The organism is Pseudomonas sp. I8001 (assembly GCF_013385345.1).
Lineage (GTDB): Bacteria > Pseudomonadota > Gammaproteobacteria > Pseudomonadales > Pseudomonadaceae > Aquipseudomonas.
Map to the genome: position 1 here is coordinate 53,803 of NZ_JACAQC010000003.1, position 21,836 is coordinate 75,638.

At 60.1% G+C, this 21,836-nt stretch carries 20 protein-coding genes and 1 pseudogene; 7 read left to right on the forward strand and 14 right to left on the reverse strand.

Annotated elements, in window-relative coordinates; genetic code table 11:
- The first annotated feature begins 9 nt into the window (after window positions 1–9).
- From HX839_RS01415 to HX839_RS01425, 3 genes are all read left to right on the forward strand, one after another.
- The gene (locus HX839_RS01415) at window positions 10–495 is read left to right on the forward strand and encodes an N-acetyltransferase (protein ID WP_177066640.1); all 486 of its coding nucleotides are present in this window, start codon (window positions 10–12) and stop codon (window positions 493–495) included.
- Window positions 496–564: 69 nt separating this feature from the next.
- Window positions 565–1,062: a hypothetical protein gene (locus tag HX839_RS01420; protein WP_177066641.1), complete on the forward strand. Its 498-nt coding sequence runs from the start codon at window positions 565–567 to the stop codon at window positions 1,060–1,062.
- 73 nt (window positions 1,063–1,135) lie between these two features.
- Complete coding sequence (locus HX839_RS01425) at window positions 1,136–1,840, forward strand: hypothetical protein (protein ID WP_177066642.1); 705 nt, start codon at window positions 1,136–1,138, stop codon at window positions 1,838–1,840.
- Between the two features lie 122 nt (window positions 1,841–1,962).
- Here HX839_RS01425 and HX839_RS01430 read toward each other — a convergent pair whose 3' ends face one another.
- The 5 genes from HX839_RS01430 to glyA form a co-directional block, all read right to left on the reverse strand.
- The gene (locus HX839_RS01430; RefSeq protein WP_177054460.1) at window positions 1,963–3,048 is read right to left on the reverse strand and encodes a pyridoxal phosphate-dependent aminotransferase; all 1,086 of its coding nucleotides are present in this window, start codon (window positions 3,046–3,048) and stop codon (window positions 1,963–1,965) included.
- Between the two features lie 149 nt (window positions 3,049–3,197).
- Window positions 3,198–4,640 (reverse strand): cytochrome c, encoded by a 1,443-nt coding sequence (locus tag HX839_RS01435; RefSeq protein ID WP_134327284.1) that lies wholly within the window; start codon window positions 4,638–4,640, stop codon window positions 3,198–3,200.
- Window positions 4,641–4,643: 3 nt separating this feature from the next.
- Window positions 4,644–6,233: a GMC family oxidoreductase gene (locus HX839_RS01440; protein WP_102369856.1), complete on the reverse strand. Its 1,590-nt coding sequence runs from the start codon at window positions 6,231–6,233 to the stop codon at window positions 4,644–4,646.
- A 14-nt stretch (window positions 6,234–6,247) separates the two neighbouring features.
- Complete coding sequence (locus HX839_RS01445; protein ID WP_177066643.1) at window positions 6,248–6,784, reverse strand: sugar dehydrogenase complex small subunit; 537 nt, start codon at window positions 6,782–6,784, stop codon at window positions 6,248–6,250.
- Between the two features lie 256 nt (window positions 6,785–7,040).
- Window positions 7,041–8,396, reverse strand: coding sequence for a serine hydroxymethyltransferase (glyA, locus tag HX839_RS01450; protein ID WP_008435606.1), 1,356 nt, complete (start codon window positions 8,394–8,396; stop codon window positions 7,041–7,043).
- Window positions 8,397–8,675: 279 nt separating this feature from the next.
- On the opposite strand from glyA, the gene HX839_RS01455 reads away from it, so the two are divergent.
- The 3 genes and pseudogenes from HX839_RS01455 to HX839_RS31780 all read left to right on the forward strand — a co-directional run.
- A complete protein-coding gene (locus tag HX839_RS01455) occupies window positions 8,676–9,281 on the forward strand; it encodes a helix-turn-helix transcriptional regulator (RefSeq protein ID WP_177020492.1) in 606 nt (201 codons plus the stop codon).
- Window positions 9,268–10,164, forward strand: a complete 897-nt coding sequence (locus tag HX839_RS01460; RefSeq protein ID WP_177020491.1) for a queuosine precursor transporter — start codon at window positions 9,268–9,270, stop codon at window positions 10,162–10,164. The genes HX839_RS01455 and HX839_RS01460 overlap by 14 nt, the downstream gene beginning before the upstream one ends.
- Window positions 10,165–10,487: 323 nt before the next feature.
- A pseudogene (locus HX839_RS31780) lies at window positions 10,488–10,592 on the forward strand (VUT family protein); the annotation flags it as partial.
- A gap of 112 nt (window positions 10,593–10,704) precedes the next feature.
- Here HX839_RS31780 and queC read toward each other — a convergent pair.
- From queC to hmpA, 8 genes are all read right to left on the reverse strand, one after another.
- On the reverse strand, window positions 10,705–11,397 hold the full coding sequence (queC, locus tag HX839_RS01465) for a 7-cyano-7-deazaguanine synthase QueC (RefSeq protein WP_003216378.1): 693 nt from the start codon (window positions 11,395–11,397) through the stop codon (window positions 10,705–10,707).
- A 102-nt stretch (window positions 11,398–11,499) separates the two neighbouring features.
- Complete coding sequence (gene cyoE / locus HX839_RS01470; protein ID WP_003216376.1) at window positions 11,500–12,387, reverse strand: heme o synthase; 888 nt, start codon at window positions 12,385–12,387, stop codon at window positions 11,500–11,502.
- A gap of 11 nt (window positions 12,388–12,398) precedes the next feature.
- On the reverse strand, window positions 12,399–12,734 hold the full coding sequence (gene cyoD, locus HX839_RS01475) for a cytochrome o ubiquinol oxidase subunit IV (RefSeq protein WP_003216374.1): 336 nt from the start codon (window positions 12,732–12,734) through the stop codon (window positions 12,399–12,401).
- The gene (locus HX839_RS01480; protein WP_008435616.1) at window positions 12,734–13,360 is read right to left on the reverse strand and encodes a cytochrome o ubiquinol oxidase subunit III; all 627 of its coding nucleotides are present in this window, start codon (window positions 13,358–13,360) and stop codon (window positions 12,734–12,736) included. The genes cyoD and HX839_RS01480 overlap by 1 nt, the downstream gene beginning before the upstream one ends.
- Before the next feature lie 3 nt (window positions 13,361–13,363).
- Window positions 13,364–15,382, reverse strand: a complete 2,019-nt coding sequence (cyoB, locus tag HX839_RS01485; RefSeq protein WP_003216371.1) for a cytochrome o ubiquinol oxidase subunit I — start codon at window positions 15,380–15,382, stop codon at window positions 13,364–13,366.
- 3 nt (window positions 15,383–15,385) lie between these two features.
- On the reverse strand, window positions 15,386–16,327 hold the full coding sequence (gene cyoA, locus HX839_RS01490; protein ID WP_008435619.1) for a ubiquinol oxidase subunit II: 942 nt from the start codon (window positions 16,325–16,327) through the stop codon (window positions 15,386–15,388).
- Window positions 16,328–17,125: 798 nt separating this feature from the next.
- Window positions 17,126–17,632, reverse strand: a complete 507-nt coding sequence (locus HX839_RS01495; RefSeq protein ID WP_177044448.1) for a disulfide bond formation protein B — start codon at window positions 17,630–17,632, stop codon at window positions 17,126–17,128.
- Window positions 17,633–17,892: 260 nt separating this feature from the next.
- Window positions 17,893–19,074: an NO-inducible flavohemoprotein gene (gene hmpA / locus HX839_RS01500; protein ID WP_177021811.1), complete on the reverse strand. Its 1,182-nt coding sequence runs from the start codon at window positions 19,072–19,074 to the stop codon at window positions 17,893–17,895.
- Between the two features lie 147 nt (window positions 19,075–19,221).
- Between hmpA and norR the strand changes: the two genes are divergently transcribed.
- The gene (norR, locus tag HX839_RS01505; RefSeq protein WP_008435623.1) at window positions 19,222–20,766 is read left to right on the forward strand and encodes a nitric oxide reductase transcriptional regulator NorR; all 1,545 of its coding nucleotides are present in this window, start codon (window positions 19,222–19,224) and stop codon (window positions 20,764–20,766) included.
- Between the two features lie 57 nt (window positions 20,767–20,823).
- Here norR and HX839_RS01510 read toward each other — a convergent pair whose 3' ends face one another.
- Entirely contained in the window at window positions 20,824–21,735 is a 912-nt protein-coding gene (locus HX839_RS01510) for a DMT family transporter (protein WP_008435625.1), read from the reverse strand.
- Window positions 21,736–21,836 lie beyond the last annotated feature (101 nt).

The window sequence follows — 21,836 nt, forward strand, 5'->3', positions numbered from 1 at the left end:
AGGACTGCCATGTCTCAAGGATTGACCTATCGCCAGGCGCACCAGGATGACCTGCACACCCTGTGCGTGTTGGGCCAGCCGCTGAACCGCCTGCACCACCAGGAACGGCCCGATATCTATCGTGATGCCACCGACCAGGTGGAGCGCGACCAGTCCCATTGGCGGCCCTGCCTGACCAGCCGGGTTCAGGCGGTGTTTCTTGCCGAGCAGCACGGCGTTGGTGTTGGATTTATCACCGCGCAAATCATCGAGACCGCCAGCCCGTTGTTGCAGCCGCTGCGTGTTGCCAGGATCGGCTCGATCTGCGTGCTGGAGGCGCACCGCGGCCAGGGCATTGGCCGTGAACTGATGGCGCTCGCCGAACGCTGGGCCATCCGCCAGGGCGCCCGGGATTTGCGCTTGACCGTCTGGGCCTTCAACGAACCGGCGCAGCGGCTGTATGAGGAATTGGGCTACGAAAAACGCGCCTTCGAAATGGGCAAGCGCCTCGGTTAAATCGATGGACAGACCACGCGCAGCCCGGCGAATATCGACGCCCAACTTCATCAGGCACGGACGCTGACCATGCTCGACATTCTTCAGGGCACGCCCCTTTGGGTGTACGCCGTTTATCTGTGGATCTGCTGGTACGGGATCAAAGCCACCCGCGGCAGCCGCGAAAACCACCGGTCACTGATGATCCTGCCGGTGGTGCTGGTGATCTGGTCGCTGCTGTCCATTGAGCATTCAACGCTGTCGATCGGCTGCTGGCTGGGCGGTGCCGCCGTGGGTTGCCTGTTGGCGATGGCGATGTTCACCGCCAAGGGTGCAAGCCTCGATGGCCACACGCTGGTGCTGCCCGGCACCTGGAAAATCCTGCTGATCTCCCAACTGTTCTTCGGCGTGAAGTATTACCTCGGTTACCAGCACGCCGTGCACCCGTTGCTGTCGAGCACCGCGCCAATGCTGGCCCTGACGGGCGGGGCTTCGGGTTTTACCGTTGGGCTGTTTTGCGGGCGGGCGATCAAGCTGCAGCGGGCGTTGGCATCATTCAACCGCGATGAGGGCATTGTGCTGCCTTGACCTGATCCCCCTCCCCGCTGAAAATGCGCGACGCTTTTCCCGTCTCCCCGTTTACTGAAGTAGTGAAATTTCAATGTCTGATTCCCGCACCGAAGAATCCGTAGTCGCCTTGCAATCCAAAGCTGAATACGAAAACGCCATCAATCTTTCACAGCACGTGCCGGCGGCCAAGATCATCAGTGAAATGGTGCTGGACGCGTTCCACACCTCCAAGGAAAGCGACCAGATCCGCGAGCTGCGCGTGGCCATCCGCCAGGCCCACGACGCCTTCGACGACGACAAGGCCTACGACCTGATGGGCGAGCTCAAGCAGCTCAAGGACGCCGAAGCCGCCGACAACGCCGCCCTCGAAGACCTGAACAGCAAGTTCTCCATCAGCCGCATCCTGTCCAGCTTCAAGGACGACCCGGAGTTCCAGGAGCTGGTCTACGGCCTGGCCCTCAAGGTGCTGAACCAGACCCACCAGGCCATCAGCAACCCGAGCGCCGGCAAAGGCAAGGCTTCCCGCCCGAAGAAGGAAGTGGAAGTGTTCGCCATCAGCAAGGACGGTATCAGCGTCACCCTGCCGCTGCGTTCGCCGCGCTCCAAGCCGAACGTGGACCGTGAGGCGTTTGAATTCCTCGGCTTTACCTTTGTCGGTGAAGGTGACGAGGCGGAACTGGAAGTTGAAACCTTTGTGGATAACTCGGGCGCCGAGCAGCCACTGACGCGTAAAAGCATCATCACCGCGCTGCAGCAGCAGACGGCGTTTGAGGGCTACAGCATCGCCCAGCAGTAACTCGATCTAAATGTGGGAGCGGGCTTGCTCGCGAAGACGGTGGGTCAGTCACGTATGCATTGACTGACACTCCGCTTTCGCGAGCAAGCCCGCTCCCACATTTGACCTGCGTCGCAGCGAATTCAGCCTACGACTTGAGCCGCAAACACCTCGCGAAACCGCTGCATCTCATCAGCGTTGCCCACGGTGACCCGCACCCACTGCGGCCAGTTTTGCCACACGCGCCCAATCTTCACGCCCTGCTCGCCCAGCCGCTCGATGACCTGTTCCGCCGGACGGCGCACATCAATCATGAAGCAGTTGCTGTGAGACGCCGTGCAGGTGAATCCGCGGTTTTTTAGCCAGGCCACCGTCTCATCCCGCAACCGGGTATTGAGCGCCTTGCGCGCCGGCACCAGTTGCGTATCCGCAAGGCTGGCGCGGGCGGCCAGCAGGCTGGCGGCCGCCGGCACGTTGTCCCCGCCAAACACCGCCAGTTGTTCCAGCAGCTGCGGATGACCGATCGCAAGCCCCAGGCGTGCGCCGGCCAGGCCGTAGATTTTCGAGAACGTGCGCAGCACCAGCAAGTCGTCATGGTCCTTGACCCACGCCACACAACTGGGTGCGTCACTGAAGTCGATGTAGGCCTCGTCCACCAGCAAAATGCTGCCCTGGGGTTTGCGCGCCAGTGCCTGTTCGATGGCCTTGGCGGGTGTGAGGGTGCCGGTGGGATTGTTCGGGTTGCAGAGGTAGATCAGGCCGGGCTGCCGGTCAACGGTGAGCATGGCGGGAAGGTCATGGGCGTGATCGGCGGTGAGGTCCACTTCATGCACCCTGGCCTTGCACGACTCGGCTGCCTGGCGCGGAACTTCGTAGGAAGGCGTGGCCATCACCAGGCTGCGGGTTTCGCTGGTAAACGCCAGCACCGCGTAGCGCAACGCGGCCATGGAGCCGGCGAACACCGCCACCTGTTCCTCCAGAATGCCTTGCTGTTTGGCAAACTGTTCGACCAGCGCGTACATGTCCGGGTACGGGTAGCGCCCCGAAACGGCAATACCGCGCTGCATGGCCTGCCGCGCAGCCGGCGAGGGCCCGTAGGGGCTTTCGTTGTAGTTGAGCAGCACCTGGGGCGCCGCCACGGCGGGGCTTGCCTCAGCCCAGTCCAGGCGACCCAGCAACGGCAAGACCGCGCCCAGTGCGATCAGGGAACGACGACTCACGTTGACCATGAAGACCTCTCCTTGTCGGCTCGCAGCTTCAGGTGCGGGATTCGCCCCCGTTCCTGCAATTGGGTATGACGAGGAAAACAGCCGGTGATTTACCCAACCAACAAAAAGCCCCGCACTTCATACCGAAGGCGGGGCTTTTGCGTTTCCGGCTAGTTGGAATGAAAACGCCGGTTCAACGCGATCCGCTTGGCCTCCACTGCCCGCAGGTGTTGGTGGTGACGGCGCCACAGCAACAGCACGATGATCAGCACCAGCACCACCAGGCCACCGCCCCACAGCAGGTACGGCATGGCCGTGATCAACAACGGCGCATCCCCGCCACGACGCAGGCTGGTGACTTCTTCGGAACTGACGCTCAGCGCCGGGTTGCCGAAGGTGTGCAGGCTGTAGTTGGCGATGGCGGCGATTTGCGCGTCGTTCAGGTCACCGCCCAGGGCCGGCATGCTCACGGCGCCGTCGGCACCTTTGCGGTCGATGCCCGCGATGATCGCCATCACCAGGTTGTTGGCCTGGTTGCCGTTGAGCGCGGTGTTGAGGCTCAGGGACGGGTAGAACTTGTCAGCCGAGCCCTGGCCATCGCGGCCGTGGCAGCTGGAGCAGGCCGAGTTGTAGAGGCGTGCGCCATCCAGTCCGGTGGCGTCGGCCAGTGAGGCTTGATCGCCCTGGCCGGTTTCCAGGGTGCTCATGTCCACCGGCTTGACGTCACGCACCACCCGCTCGGTTTGCCCGGGATCGCGGATCGGCGGCACGCTGTGCAGGTAGGCGGCCATGGCATGCAGGTCGCTGTCGCTGAGGTAGCGGAAGCTGTTTTCCACGGCTTCGGCCATGCCGCCCGCCGCTTGGGCCTTGTCGGCGAGGTGACCGTTTTTCAGGAAATTGACCAGGTCATCTTCGCTCCAGTCCCCCAGCCCGCTGACCTTGTCGGAGGTGAGGTTGGGCGCGACCCAGCCACCCAGTTTCGCACCGGCCAGGTACTGGCTGTTGTCCTCGGCCATCAAGGCATTACGTGGGGTGTGGCAGGCGCCGCAGTGGGCGAGGTTGTCCACCAGGTACTGGCCACGGCTGGTCTGTTCGGTGGCGCCAGGCTTGGGCACGAAACCCTGGCTGTCGAGGAACACCAGGTTCCAGCCGAACATCAGTTGGCGGATGTTGAACGGGAACGCCAGGTGCGTTTCCGGCACCGGCTGGTCCACGGCTTTGACGCCCTGTTGCAGGTACACATACAAGGCGTGGATGTCGTCATCGCTCATGCCCTGGTAAGAGGTGTAGGGCATCGCCGGGTACAGGTGCTGGCCCTTGGCGTTGATGCCTTTGCGCAAGGCGTCCGCCAGTTGCTGCTCGGTGTAGTCGCCGATGCCGTAGGCCTTGGACGGGGTGATGTTGCTGGAGATGATCTTGCCCATGGGCGAGTCGATCACATACCCGCCGGCCAGCGGCGCGCCGCCATTCTCGGCGGTACGGTGGCAGGCTTCGCAATCGCCGGCACGGGCGACATAGGCGCCCTTCTCGATCAGCGCGGCGGTGTCTTCAGCGGCAAACACCGGCAACGCGGTGAGCAGCAAGGCCAGCAATGGAAATTTAAGCAATCCCATGACCTAGACCTCCCGCGCAATGATGTCGGCCATACGGATACTCAGCGCCACGCCGGCCAGGGTCGGGTTGATGGTGCCGGAGGCCGGTATCACCCCGGTGGTGGCGAGAAACAGGTTGGCGTGGTCGTGGGTGCGGCACTCGTGGTTGACCACCGAATCCTTGGGGTTGGCGCCCATGATCACGGTGCCCATCAGGTGGTCGCGGTTCTGGTAGCCGGTGTTGTCTTCCACCACCGTGCCGCCCATCAGCTGCACGAAGTGCGCATAGTCTTCAGTGACGCCGGCCTTGGCCGCCTTCACGTAGTCGCCCACCTCGTAGTTGACCACCAGCATCGGAATGCCCAGGGCGTCCTTGCGGGTGCGGCTCGGGCGCACGGTGTTGGTCTGCAATGGCAGGGTTTCATACACGGTAGAGACGTCGACCCAACGCGCCGCATCGTGGCGGATGCGTTCGTCCAGCTCCTTGCCGTACACCCCCTGGGCGATCAGCCGCTTGGCCACGGCAATGTTCGGCACGTTGTTGGAGATCGAGTGTTTGACCGAGGCCCGCTCCTTGCGGAACTCGCCGTCGCGGCGGTTGAAAATCCCGCCCTGCTGCACCGCGCCACGTCCCGGCCACAACGGCTCGTCGGCGATAAATTGCAGGCCCTGGCCGGTGTGGTCCATCAGGTTGCGACCGACCTGGTCGGAGGAGTTGGCCACCTCGGAAATCAGCAGCAGCTTGGGGGTTTCCAGGCCGTGGGCGGCAACGATGAAGTACTTGGCAGTGAGCCGCACATCAGCGCCGGTGGAGCTGCGGTAATGGATCGCGACGATCTTGTCGTCCGCGCCTTTTTCCAGCTTGTAGGCGGTGGCGTCGGTGATCAGCTTGGCGCCGGCCTGTTCCGCATGGCGGGCGTGCACGTCGCCGCTGTACATCGCGCCGATGGGGCAGACCGGCATGCAGTTGTTGTTGCCGCTGCACGCCGGGCGCCCGTCGTAGGGTTCAGTGGCACGGCCATTGGGCTCATGGATAAAGTGATACCCCGCCGGTGCCATGCGTTCGCGCAGGCGCTGGAACAGGTAGGTATCACCTTCCGGCGCCATCGGGTACGGGCTGGAGCGCGGCGGGAACGCGCCGCCGCCCTGCCCGCTCTGGTCCTGGGTGTCACTGCCGCATACGCCCAGGGCAATTTCCGCACGCACGTAATAGGGTTCCAGCTCGCTGTATTCCAGCGGCCAGTCGCGACCTACGCCGTAGAGCGTCTTGAGCTTCATGTCGTTGGGCAAGTAACGCCAGCACGCTGCCGCCCAGTGCCAGGTGGTACCGCCCACCAGTTTCAACATGCCGGGGCGGAACTCGAAAGAACCGGTGTTCTCGATGTATTGCTCATCATAAGAATGATGGGCCCACGGTTCATTCGGATAGGGTGAGTTGTAATTGCCCTTGTTCGACGAATTACGGAAGTTCTCGACTATCTTCCAGCGGGGAATATGTTCACCCGCTTCCAGAATAATCACCGACTTGCCGAGTTTGGCCAATTCAAAGGCTGCGTTACTGCCTAATGCGCCGGAGCCAACCACAATGACATCGGCGTCAAAATCCTGATTCATAAAAGTGCCTTGTCTTAGTCGTTGGCCAGCGTGGCCGGAGGATTGACCCAGTAATTGGTTTTTCCCCGGGAGTACGTCGGGATCACCGTGGCGTCCGCGGTCGGCGCATAGGCCAGGGCGCCGGTGAAGGTGACCAGGCGCGTGCCGTCGGTGGCGCGCAGGGACACCGGCGTGCCGGTGTAGCCCAGGTACCAGGCGGAGACGATTTTCTGCGTCGTGTCCTTGATCACCGGGTCGGCGTAGAACGGGCTGCCGGACAACTGGCCGACGTTGCGCAAGTGATGCTGGCCAACCTTGCTCCACAAGGCTTTGATCTTCTCGGGGAATGCAGGGTCGTTCCGGGTGCACTGGGCCAGGATGCGCAAGGACAAGGCGGCATCCAGGTTCGAGCGTTCGAGGAGGAACATCGACAGTTGGCGGAAGGATTCAATGTCGTCGCTGGCGGCGCTGCTGACTTCCTGCGCCAGCGCGGCACCTGCCAACAGCGGGGCAAACAGGCCAGCACCGGTCAAGGCTGCGCCTGTATACAGGAGTTTTCTTCGGGTTATCACGGGATATCTCCTCATGAGTCGAACAACTATCGGCGCACGGGCCAAGTTCGACTTCACTGCAAAAGGCTGAGTACTTCGTTCACGGAGGTTGAACGGACTTTAAGAGCCCTTTTTATAACTGCCAGGAGAACGCCAAGCTGTCGTGCAGCTTGTTAATGATGAGAATGAGCAACAACGCGACCGTCTATAACAGCCGCTTAAACACCGTACAGCAATTTATCCTGCAATAACATGAAACATCCATTTGGATGTTTGCTCAGTTGTGCAGGTAATCCGCGAGGGGATACTTCGCGCACAAGGCTTGAGCCTGCAAGCGCAGGGATTCCTGTGCATTCGGATCCAGGGTGAACTTGTGCTCGTTGAGGGGCGTGACCGCATCGAGTACCCGGCACACCAGTTCGACGACCTGCCGACATCCATCGGCGTCGAGCTGGCGTTGCGCCAGGGAGCCGGTGCCGATACACAACCCGCCAGCGACGAATGATGGTCGCGTCTCTCCCGGTGCGCGATGCTTGTCCACGATGATGCCGCACTGCTCCAGCGCCGCCTGGGCGATGGCGCCGGTGATGCCGCCACGCAAGCGAATCAGCACCGAGTGGTTTTCACTGCGCCCGCCCACCACCTCGTAGTCACAGGCCTGGAACGCGTTGGCCAGTTCGTCGGCCGTGGTGCGAATACGCGCCATCCAGGCGTCGAAATCCGCGGACATGGCGTAGCCGAACGCCGCCGCCTTTGCCGCGATCATGTTGAAGGCCGGTGCGCCCTGCATTCGTGGGAACACGGCTTGATCGAGGAGCCGGCTGAAGCTGGTCTTAAGGCCCGGCACCTTGGTTTCGGCGTCGCGACCGGAAAGGATCAGGCCGCCACGCGGGCCGCCCAGTTGTTTATGGGTGCACAGCGTAGTGACGTGGGCTGCGTCGATCGGGCTCGGATGGCGCCCGGTGGCGACCAGGCCGGCGATGGTCGAAATGTCCGCCAGCAGGATCGACCCGGCTTCGTCGGCAATCCCACGCAAGCGCGCGAAATCAATGGTGTGCGAGTAGGCCGTCGCCCCGCAGATGATCACGCGCGGGCGATGGGCCAGCGCCAGTGTGCGCACCTGGTCGTAGTCGATAACACCCTTGGAGGTAGTGCCGTACCTGAGCGCCTTGTAGTTCGCGCCGGTGAACGCGACGGGGCTGGCGTGGCTCAGGTGCCCGCCGTGATCGGGGGCCATGCCGAGCACGGTGTCTCCCGGCTCCAGCAAGGCCGCCAGTACCTGATAGTTGGCAGTCGACCCCGAGTGTGATTGCACACCGGCGTATTGCGCACCGAACAGCTCACGCGCTCGGCGCACAGCCAGGGCTTCGACCCGGTCGGCATTCTCGCAGCCGGCGTGATGACGCCAGCCGGGCGTGCCCTCGGCGGTCACGTTGACCAGCAGCGAGGCGGACGCCGCCAGGATATTCGGCCTCACTGCGCAGGACGAAGCGGCCAGCGACAGCGTCTGGTGTTGGCGCGTGACTTCCGCATCCAGCAACCCTGCCAGCTCCGCGTCTTCTGCCCGTAGATCCGCCAGCCCTCGTTGCAGCAGGTCGGCCTGGTGGGTAAGTGGTTGCGTGTCGACTGCCATTGTCCTGTGTTCCTTCCCTGAAAATCCCGTGCGCCTTTCCGTTGGGCGCAGGGCAATTAAGCAGAAAAATGAACATTTTCCAAATTAAATGATTCTTTTTGGCCGCACACAGGGGGACAAGACGCGGTTTTTCCTGGCTGGATGATGGCCAATCGCCAAAAAACTGATCACGGTCTTTATTCTTGTGGCAGGCGCATGCAACACTTCGCGCCGCGGCGAAGCACGCACCCCCAGCGCAACATGGACGCTCTGTGTAGAACATAAGGAAGTGGTGGGCATTTGATTCACAGAAAAGAACGCACCGAGTATTTGAAGAGCAATATCAAATACCTGATCAAGAGCCGCGGAGAGACGCAGCTGTCGTTGTGCAATGCGGCCGGCCTGACCAGAACCACGATCTACAACATTCTGGAAGGCAAGGTCGTTAACGTACAGCAGTCCACCATCCGCAAGATCTCGGATTTCTTCGGCGTTTCCTATGAAGAAATCGAGACCCTCGACTTCGAAGAAAAAGAGATCATCGACAGCAGTATTTCCCCCCAGGGCAACATGAACCCTGCTGCCGTGCCGATCATCAAGCAAAGCCAGGTCATGACGAGCATGGACAAGCGCATTGGCGAACTCGCCACGCTGTACCCGCTGACCTACTACTTCGGCACTTCCTACAACTTGATAGCCGTGCTGCTGGAACATGCGATTGCCGGCGTCAACGAGCCGGGCGATTTGTTGATCGTGCAGAAAGGGACGTCGAGCGACGACAAGGAAAAGTTGGTGTACGACAGGCTCAGCAAAAAACTATTTATCACGGATCAAGCGTGTGTCAGCTCGGATCGTATCTGTGTGGTGGGAGATATCATTGAGGAGCGCTTCAATGACAACGTATGAGCACGAAGTCGAAAACAGCAAATACAAGTTGCTGGGGTTCGAGAATGACAAGAGCCTGGCGGTGATCATGGTGATCGCCACGGGCAAGATCATTCGGATAAAGCTGAGCGAAGTGCTGAACAGCGAAATCATGGACAATTTAAATAAAATGGAAGTCAAGAACATGTACAAGAAGTTCTACTCACAGGGCGGAGCGCTGACCGCGTACGACCTCAACGACCGCAACGAGAACTCATGGATGATTTACATCATCCTGAACCTGCTGCTCTTTACGTTCTATATCTTCACCAGCATCGCCGCGACCAAACCTATTTACCTGGAGTCGCTGGGCATTATCGTCACGCCCGGCACGTTCCTTTACCCGCTGACGTTTCTGATCGTGGACTTGCTCAACGAACAGTTCGGCCTGCGGCTGGCGAGACGGGCCATCCTGTTTGCGTTTGCCAGTAACGCGATGATCATCATCCTGCTCTACGGCTCGACCTTCCTCCCCGGCTTGCCAGGCTGGAAGCTCGACGGGCCTTACAACGACGTGATCATCCAGGTGTCGTCGGTGCTCATCGCCTCTTCGGTTTCGTTCCTGGTGTCGGAGAACATCAACTCGTACCTGCTGTGCAAGATCAAGGAGCTGACCAATTCCAGGTATCTGTTCCTGCGGATTTTCCTGAGTACGTTCTTCGCGGTGATTATCGACAGTTTCCTGTTCTGCTTCATCGCGTTCTACGGCGCCATGCAGACCAGCGACATCCTGAACATGATCTACGTGCAGATCGCGATCAAGGTCTGCTTTGCCTTCATCAACATCCTGCCGGCCTACGGCGCCCGCTCGCTGTTCAAGCGCTACATCAAGGGCGATACCCAGGCCCAACCGCACGCCAGCTGATGATCGTTCCCACGCTCTGCGTGGGAATGCCGCGTTGGACGTTCCGCGTCCGCCTTTGTGACGCGGAGCGTCACGGGATGCGTTCCCACGCGGAGCGTGGGAACGATCGACAGGTCTGCTTTGCCTTCATCAACATCCTGCCGGCCTACGGTGCCCGTTCGCTGTTCAAGCTACATCACGGGCGATACCCAGACCCAACCGCACGCCAGCTGATGATCGTTCCCACGCTCTGCGTGGGAATGCCGCCTTGGACGCTCCGCGTCCGCCTTTGTGACGCGGAGCGTCACGGGATGCATTCCCACGCGGAGCGTGGGAACGATTAACAGGTCTGCTTTGCCTTCTTCAACATCCTGCCGGCCTATGGCGCCCGCTCGCTGTTCAAGCGCTACATCACGGGCGATACCCAGGCCCAACCGCACGTCAGCTGATGATCGTTCCCACGCTCTGCGTGGGAATGCCGCCTTGGACGCTCCGCGTCCGCCTTTGTGACGCGGAGCGTCACGGGATGCGTGCCCACGCGGAGCGTGGGAACGATCGACATCACGCCAGTTTGCTTTTCAGGCTCTGCATGACGGCTGCCTTGTTTTCGAGGTAGTCGTTCAGGCCACGTGCGCGCAGGTTGCACGCGTCGCAGTTGCCACAACCCGTACCGATAATGCCGTTGTAGCAGGTCAGGGTCTGGTTGCGGATCAGGTCCAGCTGCTGGTGATCGTCCGCCAGGGCCCAGGTCTCGGCCTTGTTCAGCCACATCAACGGCGTTTCCAGGCGCACGTCGTATTCCATGCCCAGTTGCAGCGCTTTGTTCAGCGCCTTGACGAACTCGTCCCGGCAATCGGGATAGCCGGAGAAGTCGGTTTCACACACCCCGGTGATCACCGTTTCCGCCTTGACCTGATAGGCGTAGATCGCCGCCAAGGTTAAGAACAGAATGTTCCGCCCCGGCACGAAGGTACTCGGCAAACTCTCGCCTGAGCTGTTCACCGTAGGTACCGGAATGTTGTCGCGGGTCAGGCTGCTGATGGCCAGCTCGTTCAACAGCGACACGTCCATCACTTTGTGAACGGTGGCGCCCAGCTGTTTGGCGAGTTTCTGTGCGACTTCGATTTCCGCCACATGGCGCTGGCCATAATCGAAGGTAATGCAGTGCACCTCGTCATACAGCGCCAGTGCCTGGATCAGGCAGGTGGTCGAATCCTGCCCACCACTGAATACGATAACGGCTTTTTTACTCATCACGCTGCTTCCTGCATTTGTAAGATTTGGCATAGTTTAAAGGCCCCTCAATAAAAAACCCCGCGCTTCTTTCGAAGGCGGGGTTTTTTACTGCTCGATCACTCAGTGAGCGTACGTCAGCAGCAACTCTTTCGGCACCTGGAAATCCAGGGACATCATCACGCTCAAGGCGGTGATGGTGAAGATCGAGAAGACGAACAGCTTGCGTGCCCAGACGGTGTCATCCACCGCCTTGTAGCCGGTCCAGGCCATGTACAACCAGTACATGCCCATGGCGGCGGCAACGGCGAGGTAGCTCATGCCGGCGTAGCCACTGAAGGTCAACATCAAGGTCGCCACGAGGAAGGCCAGGATGTAGAGCAGGATGTGTTTCTTGGCGACCTTGATGCCACGCTTGACCGGAAGAACCGGAATCGAGGCAGCCAGGTAGTCGTTGAAGCGGAAGATCGCGATGGCATAGGAGTGCGGCATCTGCCACAGGCTGAACATCACCAGTAGCACCAACGCGGCCATGTCGAAGCTATTGGTCACAGCCACATAACCAATCACCGGCGGCATCGCCCCCGACAGACTGCCCACCAGCGTGCCGTGAACCGACTTGCGCTTGAGGTACAGGCTGTAGAAGCCGACGTAGATGACAAAGCCGATCACGGCAAACAGCGCCGCCAGCGGGTTGGCCACCTTGTACAGCAACACCACGCCGGCGATACCCAGGATGGTCGCGAAGATCAGTGCCAGTTTCAGGGAGATAAGGCCCTGGACCAGCACACGATTCTTGGTGCGTTCCATCTTGATGTCGATATCGCGGTCGATGCAGTTGTTGAATACACAACCGGAAGCTACCACCAGGGACGTGCCGATCATCGCAGCCAGGAAAATGGCCAGATCGACATGCCCCTTGGAGGCCAGGAAGAAACCGCCTGCCACAGAAAGCACGTTACCGAAAATGATCCCCGGTTTGGTGATTTGGATAAAGTGCTTAAGCGACATCGGGTCTTACCTCACTTCGCCATCATGAACGTATGGATGCTGAACATGATCCATACCGACAGGCCAACCAGCAGGAGGATCACCAAACCTGCGAACACGAACGCAATCACGTTATCGCGCTGAGCCTTCGAGCGGTCCAGGTGCAGGAAGTACACCAGGTGAACCAGGACCTGGATCACCGCGAACGCCAGGACGATCATCAAGGTGATCGACTTCGGCAAGGTTGGGTACATCACCAGGCCAAACGGGATCAGCGTCAGGATGACCGACAGGATGAAGCCAATGGCGTACGACTTGACGCTGCCGTGGCTGTCATCATGGCTGTCATGGGAATGTGCATTAGCCATTACAGAGTCCCCATCAGGTAGACAACGGTGAAGACGCAGATCCAGACCACGTCCAGGAAGTGCCAGAACAGGCTCAGGCAGCTCAGGCGAGTCTTGTTGGTGTTGGTCAGGCCATGTTTGTTGACCTGATACATCATGGTCGCCATCCAGATCAGACCGGCAGTCACGTGCAGACCGTGGGTGCCTACCAGCGTGAAGAACGCCGACAGGAAGCCGCTACGGTGCGGGCCGTAACCTTCGGAGATCAGCAGGTGGAACTCGTTGACCTCCATGCCGATGAAGCCCAGGCCGAACAGGAAGGTCAGTGCCAACCAGCTCAGGACGCCTTTCTTGCTGCCCTTGTAGAAGGCCAGCATGGCGAAGCCGTAGGTGATCGAGCTGAACAACAGCAAGGCGGTTTCGCCGAGCACGTAAGGCAGTTCGAAGATGTCGTGGCCCGACGGGCCACCCGCTACGTTGTTTACCAGTACCGCGTACACCGCGAAGATCGACGCAAACAAGATGCAGTCGGTCATCAGGTAGAGCCAGAAACCGAATACGGTCATTGGCCCCGAGTCGTGGTGATGGTCATCGTGCCCATGGTCATCGACATGGGCGTGTCCAGCATTGGTCACTAAGTTCGACATGGTTTAAGCCTGTTCCAACGAGGTTTCAACACGGTTGGCCGGGATCTTCTTCTCGGCAACCAGGCGAGCGTGTTGCTCGGCTTCGATGCGTTCGATCACGTCGACCGGCACCATGTAGCCTTGGTCATCACGGGCAGCGTGAACGATGAAGTAGCCGATGGTGCCCACCAGGCTCACGATGGCCAGCCACCAGATGTGCCAGATCATCGCGAAACCGAACACGGTCAACAGCGCGCCCATCACAACGCCGGTAGCGGTGTTGTTAGGCATGTGGATCGGTTCGTAACGCGCAGGCTTCTGGTACGCAGTACCGTCTTCCTTGGCTTCGGTGAACGGATCGATGCTGTCAGCCTTCGGCAGTACGGCAAAGTTGTAGAACGGCGGTGGCGACGAAGTCGACCATTCCAGGGTGTGTGCATTCCATGGGTCGCCGGATTCGCACATGTTCTGCTTGCGATCACGCACGCTGACATACAGCTGGATCAGCTGGCAGGCGATACCCACAGCGATCATCAGTGCACCCACCATGGCAACGTACAGGTACGGTACCCACTCAGGGTTGGTCGTGGCGTTCAGACGACGGGTCATGCCCATGAAGCCCAGAGCGTAGAGCGGCATGAACGCGACGAAGAAGCCCGAGATCCAGAACCAGAATGCAGCCTTGCCCCAGCCTTCGTGCAGCTTGAAGCCGAACGCTTTCGGGAAGTAGAAGCTGAAACCTGCGATGTAGCCGAATACTGCGCCGCCGATGATCACGTTATGGAAGTGAGCAATTACGAACAGGCTGTTGTGCAGTACGAAGTCAGCACCCGGGATAGCCAGCAGTACGCCGGTCATGCCGCCGATCGCGAAGGTCACCATGAAGCCCAGGGTCCACAGGACCTGGCTGGTGATACGCAGACGACCGTGATAGATGGTGAATAGCCAGTTAAATAGCTTCACCCCCGTCGGGATGGAAATCAGCATCGTCGCCAGTCCGAAGAACGCGTTGACGCTGGCCCCCGAACCCATGGTGAAGAAGTGGTGCAGCCAAACCATGAAGCCCAGTACCGAGATCGCGCCCGAGGCGTAGATCATCGAGTGGTGACCGAACAGGCGCTTGCCCGAGAAGGTCGAGATCACTTCAGAGAAGATACCGAACGCTGGCAGGATCAGGATGTACACCTCAGGGTGACCCCATGCCCAGAACAGGTTCACGTACATCATTGGATTGCCACCAAGTTCATTGGTGAAAATGTGGAAATCCAGGTAACGGTCAAGCGACAGCAACGCCATGGTTGCAGCCAGGATCGGGAACGATGCAACGATCAGTACGTTGGCCCAGGTGCAGGTCCAGGTGAAGATCGGCATGTCCATCAGCTTCATGCCAGGGGCGCGCATTTTCAAGACGGTGGCCAGGAAGTTGACCCCCGTCAGTGTCGTCCCGAGTCCTGATAACTGTAGCGCCCAGATGTAGTAATCCACACCCACGCCCGGACTGTAGGCCAGGCCCGACAATGGCGGATACGCAACCCAACCGGTCTTGGCGAATTCGCCGACGCCCAGGGACAGGTTGATCAGCACTACGCCGGATACCAGCAGCCAGAAGCTCAGGGAGTTCAGGAACGGGAACGCAACGTCACGCGCACCGATCTGCAGCGGCAAGGCAAGGTTCATCAGGCCGGTGAAGAAAGGCATCGCCATGAAGATGATCATGATCACACCGTGGGCGGTGAAGATCTGGTCATAGTGTTCAGGAGGCAGGTAGCCAGGCGAACCCTCGGTGGCCATGGCCAACTGGGTACGCATCATGATGGCGTCGGCAAAACCACGCAGCAGCATGACCATGGCAACGATGACGTACATGACGCCGATTTTCTTGTGGTCGACCGAAGTCAGCCACTCGGTCCACAGGTAGGTCCACTTCTTGAAGTAAGTGATACCTGCAAACAGTGCCAGACCACCCAGCGCGATCATGGCGATGGTCACCATCACGATCGGCTCGTGGAACGGGACCGCATCCCAACTTAATTTACCAAACATCGTTTACTCCTCTGCCCCAGCAGTTGAATGCGAGCCCGTGTCAGAACCTTCAACCGCGGCCACTTCTTTCTTCTCGTGCTCGATCGGCTTGCCTGGCTTCATACCTTCGTACTTGTCGACGATTTTCTGAAACAGGTCCGGCTCGTACGTGGAGTACAGGGCGACTGGGTTGTTCTGGCTTGGTTTGGCAAGGGCGTCGTATTCAGCTTGATCAAGCTGTTTAGGTGCGGCCTTGACTTCGGCTACCCAGGCGTTGAAATCTTCCTGGCTCGTCGAGATCGCTTTGAATTTCATGCCGGTGAAGCCAGCACCGCTGTAGTTGGCGGAGATGCCTTCCATTTCAGCTTTCTCGTTCGCGATCAGGTGCAGACGGGTCTGCATGCCTGCCATCGCGTAGATCTGGCCACCCAGTGCAGGGATGAAGAACGAGTTCATCACGGCGTCGGAGGTGATCCGGAAATTAAGCGGGGTGTTCTCCGGGAACCGGATCTGGTTCACAGTGGCGATACCCAGGTCCGGGTAGATGAACAGCCACTTCCAGTCCAGCGCGACCACTTCGATGTTGATCGGCTTGACGTCGGAGTCCAGCGGACGGTACGGGTCCAGCTCATGGGTCGACTTATAGGTGATGTAACCCAGGGCGATGATGATGAGGATCGGCACCAGCCACACCGCGATTTCAATCTTGGTGGAGTGCGACCACTTCGGCGCGTAGGTGGCGCTGGTGTTCGACGCGCGGTATTTCCAGGCGAACGCGAACGTCATGATGATCACGGGCACCACGACCAACAGCATCAGCAGGGTGGCGGTGATGATCAGGTTGCGTTGATCCAGACCGACCTGACCTTTAGGGTCGAGCAAGGTCCACTTGCAGCCTCCCAGCATTAACATCATGCCGAGCAGCGGCAAAAAGCCTAGTAATCGGGGGTACCTGTTTTTACTCATCTCACGACCTCTAAAGCAGCTTGCGCAATGCAGTTGGGTTTTGATCGCCAACACTTCACCCTGCCAAGGGTTGGCATTTCTCTTCGATTGAATAAGGGCCTGCCCGTCGCACCTTGCGCGAATCGACACGTCCCGGGCTAGCGGTGAGTTCTTATTCGAATTCGTTGGTCAAAGGCCTTGTTACAGACCAATTCCATTTGGTGCGGATAGTTGAAAGGCTGCCGGCACCTGGGGTCGCATGAAACGTTACATCCGCTTCTCGACCGCCCTAGTTTGCTCAGGGGTGAGCAGCACCGGACATTCAGTGCGGGCGATTGTAGTTAGCTAGCGATGTATAAACCATGTCTTATCCAGAAATAATTTTTATCGTTTCCAGCAATAATCCTTCACCATTATTGCAAAGGTCCGCGATCGTATCGCGTTTGATTCTCGACAAAAACCACAAAAATTGCCGTGTTATTGGGCAATCTGCCACATCCCTTACAGCCTGTAAGGGCATCGAAAACGGATCCAAGTCCCCTAAAAACAAGGCATTCGGACATCGGGCAATGTCGCCGACCGCACGCCACTCGCGGCGTCGGCCAGACGACGAACTGACAGCCATAAAACGCCGCTTCATGCAAATTTATGGCGCGTTTACGAGCGTCAGAAACGTCCTGCGACAGCTTCCGTGTGACAACATGTCGCACGCTGCGCACACCCAAACTTGCCCCGCGTCACGGCCTCTTCACAAATGCCTACAAACAAAAACGCCCCAGCCTTCTTTAGAGGAAGGCCGGGGCGTTGAGTTGTAACGGCTTAGGCTTTGCCCTGGCGATTACGGTAAATGCCCAGTGGCACCAGGATCACCGTCAGCACAAAGGCCACCAGCGCCCACTGGGCCAGGGACAGGCCGAGCACGGGCGGGTACGGCGTCTCACAGAAGCCGTCGACCTGGAACCCCAGGGGAAACACCGAGGCCAGCGGCAAGCCATCGACAATCGGTTGCAGCACGTCGATGCCGCAGCTGACCTTCGGAAAGTACTGGATGTACACGTGATAGCCGGCAGCGGCGACGCCCCCCAGGGCGCTGAGGGTCACCAGTGCTTCAAACACCGTGACACTGCGGGTGGTGCGCATGGCGGCACCGATGAAGGCGAAGATCGCGATCAGCAGCAAGGCATAACGTTGCAGGATGCACAGCGGGCAAGGGGCCTCGCCCAGCACCACCTGCATGTACAGCGCCCCGCCGATCAGCGCCAGGCAGATGATGCCCAGCAGTACCAGAAAGCGTCGCTCCCTGCCCAAACGCAATTCGTCGATCATCCCCGTTTCCCTTTAGCCAATGATGGTTGTGCCAATGGCCGCAAGTTTACACGCGGACGGTGAAAGTTGAGCAGTTGGCGTGTGGAGGTTTAAACAGGAGGCATTAACAGGAGATTAATCAGGGAAAATGGAGATCAAAATGTGGGAGCGGGCTTGCTCGCGAAGGCGGAGTGTCAGTCACTGAATGTGTGTCTGATACACCGCCTTCGCGAGCAAGTCGAATCGTCGCACCGCCGCTCCCACATTTTTGACCGAGTAAGTTATTCCAGGGCCGACGCCGGCCCAAAGAACTCATACCGGCTCTGCGCTTCCGGCACACCCAGGGCCTTCAAGTGACGCTTGATCGCCGCCATGAAGCCTTTAGGCCCCAGGAAGTACGCATCCACATCGCGCTCCTGGGGCAACCACGCCGCCAGTTGCTCCTGGCTCAGCATCCCGACCTTGTCCGCCGCCGGGCTCACGCCATCATCCTCGGCGTAGCAATAGAAGCGCTTGAGTTGCGGATGCTGCGCGGCCAGGCCATCCACCCATTCGCGGAACGCATGCACGCCGCCATTACGCGCGCAGTGGATAAAGTGAATCGGACGCTCGGTGGCCAGCGCCGCTTCGAGCATCGGCAATGTTGGCGTGATGCCCACGCCGCCGCTGATCAGCACCAATGGCTTGTCGCTGGCCGCCAGGGTGAACTCCCCCGAAGGCGGGAACAGATCGATGGTCGCACCCACCTGGAACTGGTCATGCAGGTAGTTCGACACCCGCCCACCGGCTTCGCGCTTGACGCTGATGCGGTACTGGCCCGAATCGCCACGCGCCGACAGGGAATAGTTGCGGCGCACCTCCTCGCCCTCCAGCACCAGCTTCATGCCGATGTACTGCCCAGGCTCGGCGGCCAGGATCGGGCCGTTATCCACAGGCGCGAAGTAAAACGAGATAATTTCCGCGCTCTCCTCCACACGCTTGACCAAGGTGAACGGCCGCGCGCCACGCCAGCCGCCCGGTGCTTGTTCCTTCTCTTTATAGATAGCCGCCTCGGCACCGATCAGGATGTCGGCCAATTGGCCATAGGCGGCGCCCCAGGCACTCATCACTTCAGGGGTGGCGATTTCGCTGCCCAGCACTTCGGAAATTGCCCGCAGCAGGCAGGTACCGACAATCGGGTAATGCTCCGGCAGGATCTGCAGGGCCACGTGCTTGTTGATGATCTTTGCCACCAGATCGCCCAACTGGTCGAGTTGGTCGATATGCCGGGCGTACATCAGCACGCCGTTGGCCAAGGCCCGGGGCTGGTCGCCGCTGGCCTGGTGGGCCTGGTTGAACAGCGGACGTACTTCTGGGTATTCGGACAGCATCATCCGGTAGAAATGGGTGATCAGGGCTTCGCCGCCACTTTCCAGCAGGGGCACGGTGGATTTGACGATGGCACGGTCTTGGGCACTAAGCATGGCAGACTCCTGAGTCTTCTTACTGAATACCCTTTACTACTCAGTATTCATGCCAACTAATAAATCCTTATAAATCAAATGCTTAATATTAATGTAGTCAGTATGACTTCCTACGTTATATAGTCACTATGACTACAAGGAGTCATTATGACTGCGAAGCCGCTGCTCACCACCCTGCTGCCCCTGGTCGCCGACCTGTCCCGCGAGTTGCCCGAAGGCGAGCGTTACCGGCGCCTGCTCCAGGCCATGCGCGCCCTGCTACCCTGCGACGCGGCCGCCCTGCTGCGCCTCGACGGCGAATGGCTGGTGCCGCTGGCGGTGGATGGCTTGAGTACCGACACCCTCGGCCGGCGCTTCAAGGTCAGCGAACATCCGCGTTTCGCCGTGCTGCTCAGCAGCCCCGGCCCTACCCGCTTTGACAGCGACAGCGAACTGCCCGACCCCTATGACGGCTTGGTGGATGGCCTGCACGGGCACCTGGAAGTCCACGACTGCATGGGCTGCCCGCTGTTTGTCGACGACCAGCCCTGGGGCCTGCTGACCCTCGACGCCCTCGACACCGAGCGTTTCGAACGAGTGGAACTGGACGCCCTGCAAGCCTTTGCCAGCCTCGCCGCCGCCACCGTCAATGTGGCTGAACGCATCGAACGCCTGGCCCTGCGGGCCGAAGACGAACACCAGCGTGCCGAAATCTACCGCCAGGCCAGCGGCCAGCAGCACAAGGAAATGATCGGCCAGAGCAAGAGCCACAAACGCCTGGTGGAAGAAATCAACCTGGTGGGTGGCAGTGACCTGACGGTATTGATCACCGGCGAGACCGGCGTGGGCAAGGAGCTGGTGGCCCAGGCGATCCATGCTGCATCAAACCGCGCCGAGAAACCGCTGATCAGCCTCAACTGCGCCGCCCTGCCGGAAACCCTGGTGGAAAGCGAACTGTTCGGCCACGTGCGCGGGGCGTTTACCGGCGCGCTCAACGAACGCCGGGGCAAGTTCGAGCTGGCGAATGGCGGCACGCTGTTTCTTGATGAAGTGGGCGAGTTGTCCCTCACCGTGCAGGCCAAGCTGCTGCGGGTGCTGCAAAGTGGCCAGTTGCAGCGCCTGGGGTCTGACAAGGAGCACCAGGTGGATGTGCGCCTGATCGCCGCTACCAACCGGGACCTGGCCGAAGAAGTACGCAGCGGCCGCTATCGTGCCGACTTCTATCACCGTTTAAGCGTGTATCCCCTGCAAGTGCCAGCCCTGCGTGAGCGCGGTCGCGATGTGCTGTTGCTGGCGGGCTTTTTCCTTGAACAAAACCGCTCACGCATGGGCCTGGGCAGCCTGCGCCTGACCAGCGATGCCCAGGCGGCACTGCTGGCTTATACCTGGCCTGGGAATGTGCGCGAACTGGAACACTTGATCGGCCGCAGCGCCTTGAAAGCCCTGGGTAACTGCCGGGAGCGCCCGAAGATTCTCAGCCTCAGCGCGGCGGATCTGGACTTGCCGAACGCCACCGCGCCACCGCTCGAAGCGCAGCCCGACCCCGTGCCGGACGTCACCGGCGACCTGCGCCTGGCCACCGAGAACTACCAGCGCCAGGTCATCAGCGCCTGCCTGGAACGCCACCAGCACAACTGGGCCAGTGCCGCCCGCGAGCTGGGCCTGGACCGGGCCAACCTGGGACGAATGGCCAAGCGCCTGGGCCTGAAGTAATGAACGGTGATTCTCAGGTAAAGGAGATCAAATGTGGGAGCTGTCGAGCCCCCCACACTAAACCTGCTTCGCCTTGTAGATTGGATTGATCGGCGCGCCAGCCTTGGGCTTGCGAAACACCAACACATTCCCCAGCATCACCAGCACCAACCCCGCCAACGCCGGCGCCGTCCACTGATAGCCCTCGGCAAACGCCGAGACGTTCAACGCCACCACCGGGAACAGCACGGTGCAATACGCCGCCCGCTCCGGCCCCATGCGCCCGACCAGGGTCAGGTAGGCGGTAAAGCCAATCACCGAACCCGGGATCACCAGGTACAGCAGCGAACCGATGTAGCGGCTGTTCCATTCCATGTCGAACGGAATGCCCTGCACCGCGCAGTACATCGCCAGCATCGACGCACCATAGGCCATGCCCCAGGCATTGGTGGTCAGTGGCTTGAGGCCGGCCTTCTGCTGCAGGCTCGACAGCATATTGCCCGCCGAGAAACACATGGTGCCGAGCAATGCCAAACCCAGGCCGAGCAAGGTTTGCGGGCTGGCGGTGTGCCCCACCAGTTCCGGCCAGAACAACAGCCCCAGGCCCAGCAAGCCAAGGCCGCCGCCCATCAACACATTGCGTGCGACCTTCTGCCCGAAGAACACCCGGGCGTTCAGCGCGTTCCACAAGGTGGCCGTCGAGAACACCACCGCCACCAGGCCGCTGGGAATCCACTGGCTGGCGGTCAGGAAGCACATGAAGTTGACGCAAAACAGGCACAGGCCCTGGGCCAGGCAGATCAGATGCCCGCGCCGGTTCATCACCTGCAGCTTGCGGCTGAGCAGCAGCATCACGAACAGCACCAGCGCCGCGAGGCCAAAGCGATAGACGATGGACACCGGAATCGCCACCACGCCCAGTTGCCACTTGAGGGCAATCCAGGTGGTGCCCCAGATCAATACGGTGAGTAAATACAGGAAAAGGTTCATGGCGGGCTCCGAGGGTTGAGCCACAGTTTCGCCCCTGGCGGCACCAGGTCTCTTGCACATTCTTGCGCTTTTGTCGGCTGCCGGGATCACAGCCGCCGCCA

Excerpts from the sequence above, each read along its gene's own strand:
- norR (WP_008435623.1), top strand. The coding sequence starts at position 19,222 with ATGACTGCGAAGCCGCTGCTCACCACCCTGCTGCCCCTGGTCGCCGAC.
- hmpA (WP_177021811.1), bottom strand. The coding sequence starts at position 19,074 with ATGCTTAGTGCCCAAGACCGTGCCATCGTCAAATCCACCGTGCCCCTG.
- glyA (WP_008435606.1), bottom strand. The coding sequence starts at position 8,396 with ATGGCAGTCGACACGCAACCACTTACCCACCAGGCCGACCTGCTGCAA.
- HX839_RS01480 (WP_008435616.1), bottom strand. The coding sequence starts at position 13,360 with ATGTCGAACTTAGTGACCAATGCTGGACACGCCCATGTCGATGACCAT.
- cyoD (WP_003216374.1), bottom strand. The coding sequence starts at position 12,734 with ATGGCTAATGCACATTCCCATGACAGCCATGATGACAGCCACGGCAGC.
- HX839_RS01425 (WP_177066642.1), top strand. The coding sequence starts at position 1,136 with ATGTCTGATTCCCGCACCGAAGAATCCGTAGTCGCCTTGCAATCCAAA.
- HX839_RS01420 (WP_177066641.1), top strand. The coding sequence starts at position 565 with ATGCTCGACATTCTTCAGGGCACGCCCCTTTGGGTGTACGCCGTTTAT.
- HX839_RS01495 (WP_177044448.1), bottom strand. The coding sequence starts at position 17,632 with ATGATCGACGAATTGCGTTTGGGCAGGGAGCGACGCTTTCTGGTACTG.
- HX839_RS01430 (WP_177054460.1), bottom strand. The coding sequence starts at position 3,048 with ATGGTCAACGTGAGTCGTCGTTCCCTGATCGCACTGGGCGCGGTCTTG.
- cyoA (WP_008435619.1), bottom strand. The coding sequence starts at position 16,327 with ATGAGTAAAAACAGGTACCCCCGATTACTAGGCTTTTTGCCGCTGCTC.
- HX839_RS01440 (WP_102369856.1), bottom strand. The coding sequence starts at position 6,233 with ATGAATCAGGATTTTGACGCCGATGTCATTGTGGTTGGCTCCGGCGCA.
- HX839_RS01415 (WP_177066640.1), top strand. The coding sequence starts at position 10 with ATGTCTCAAGGATTGACCTATCGCCAGGCGCACCAGGATGACCTGCAC.
- cyoE (WP_003216376.1), bottom strand. The coding sequence starts at position 12,387 with ATGTCGCTTAAGCACTTTATCCAAATCACCAAACCGGGGATCATTTTC.
- HX839_RS01435 (WP_134327284.1), bottom strand. The coding sequence starts at position 4,640 with ATGGGATTGCTTAAATTTCCATTGCTGGCCTTGCTGCTCACCGCGTTG.
- HX839_RS01460 (WP_177020491.1), top strand. The coding sequence starts at position 9,268 with ATGACAACGTATGAGCACGAAGTCGAAAACAGCAAATACAAGTTGCTG.
- HX839_RS01510 (WP_008435625.1), bottom strand. The coding sequence starts at position 21,735 with ATGAACCTTTTCCTGTATTTACTCACCGTATTGATCTGGGGCACCACC.
- queC (WP_003216378.1), bottom strand. The coding sequence starts at position 11,397 with ATGAGTAAAAAAGCCGTTATCGTATTCAGTGGTGGGCAGGATTCGACC.
- cyoB (WP_003216371.1), bottom strand. The coding sequence starts at position 15,382 with ATGTTTGGTAAATTAAGTTGGGATGCGGTCCCGTTCCACGAGCCGATC.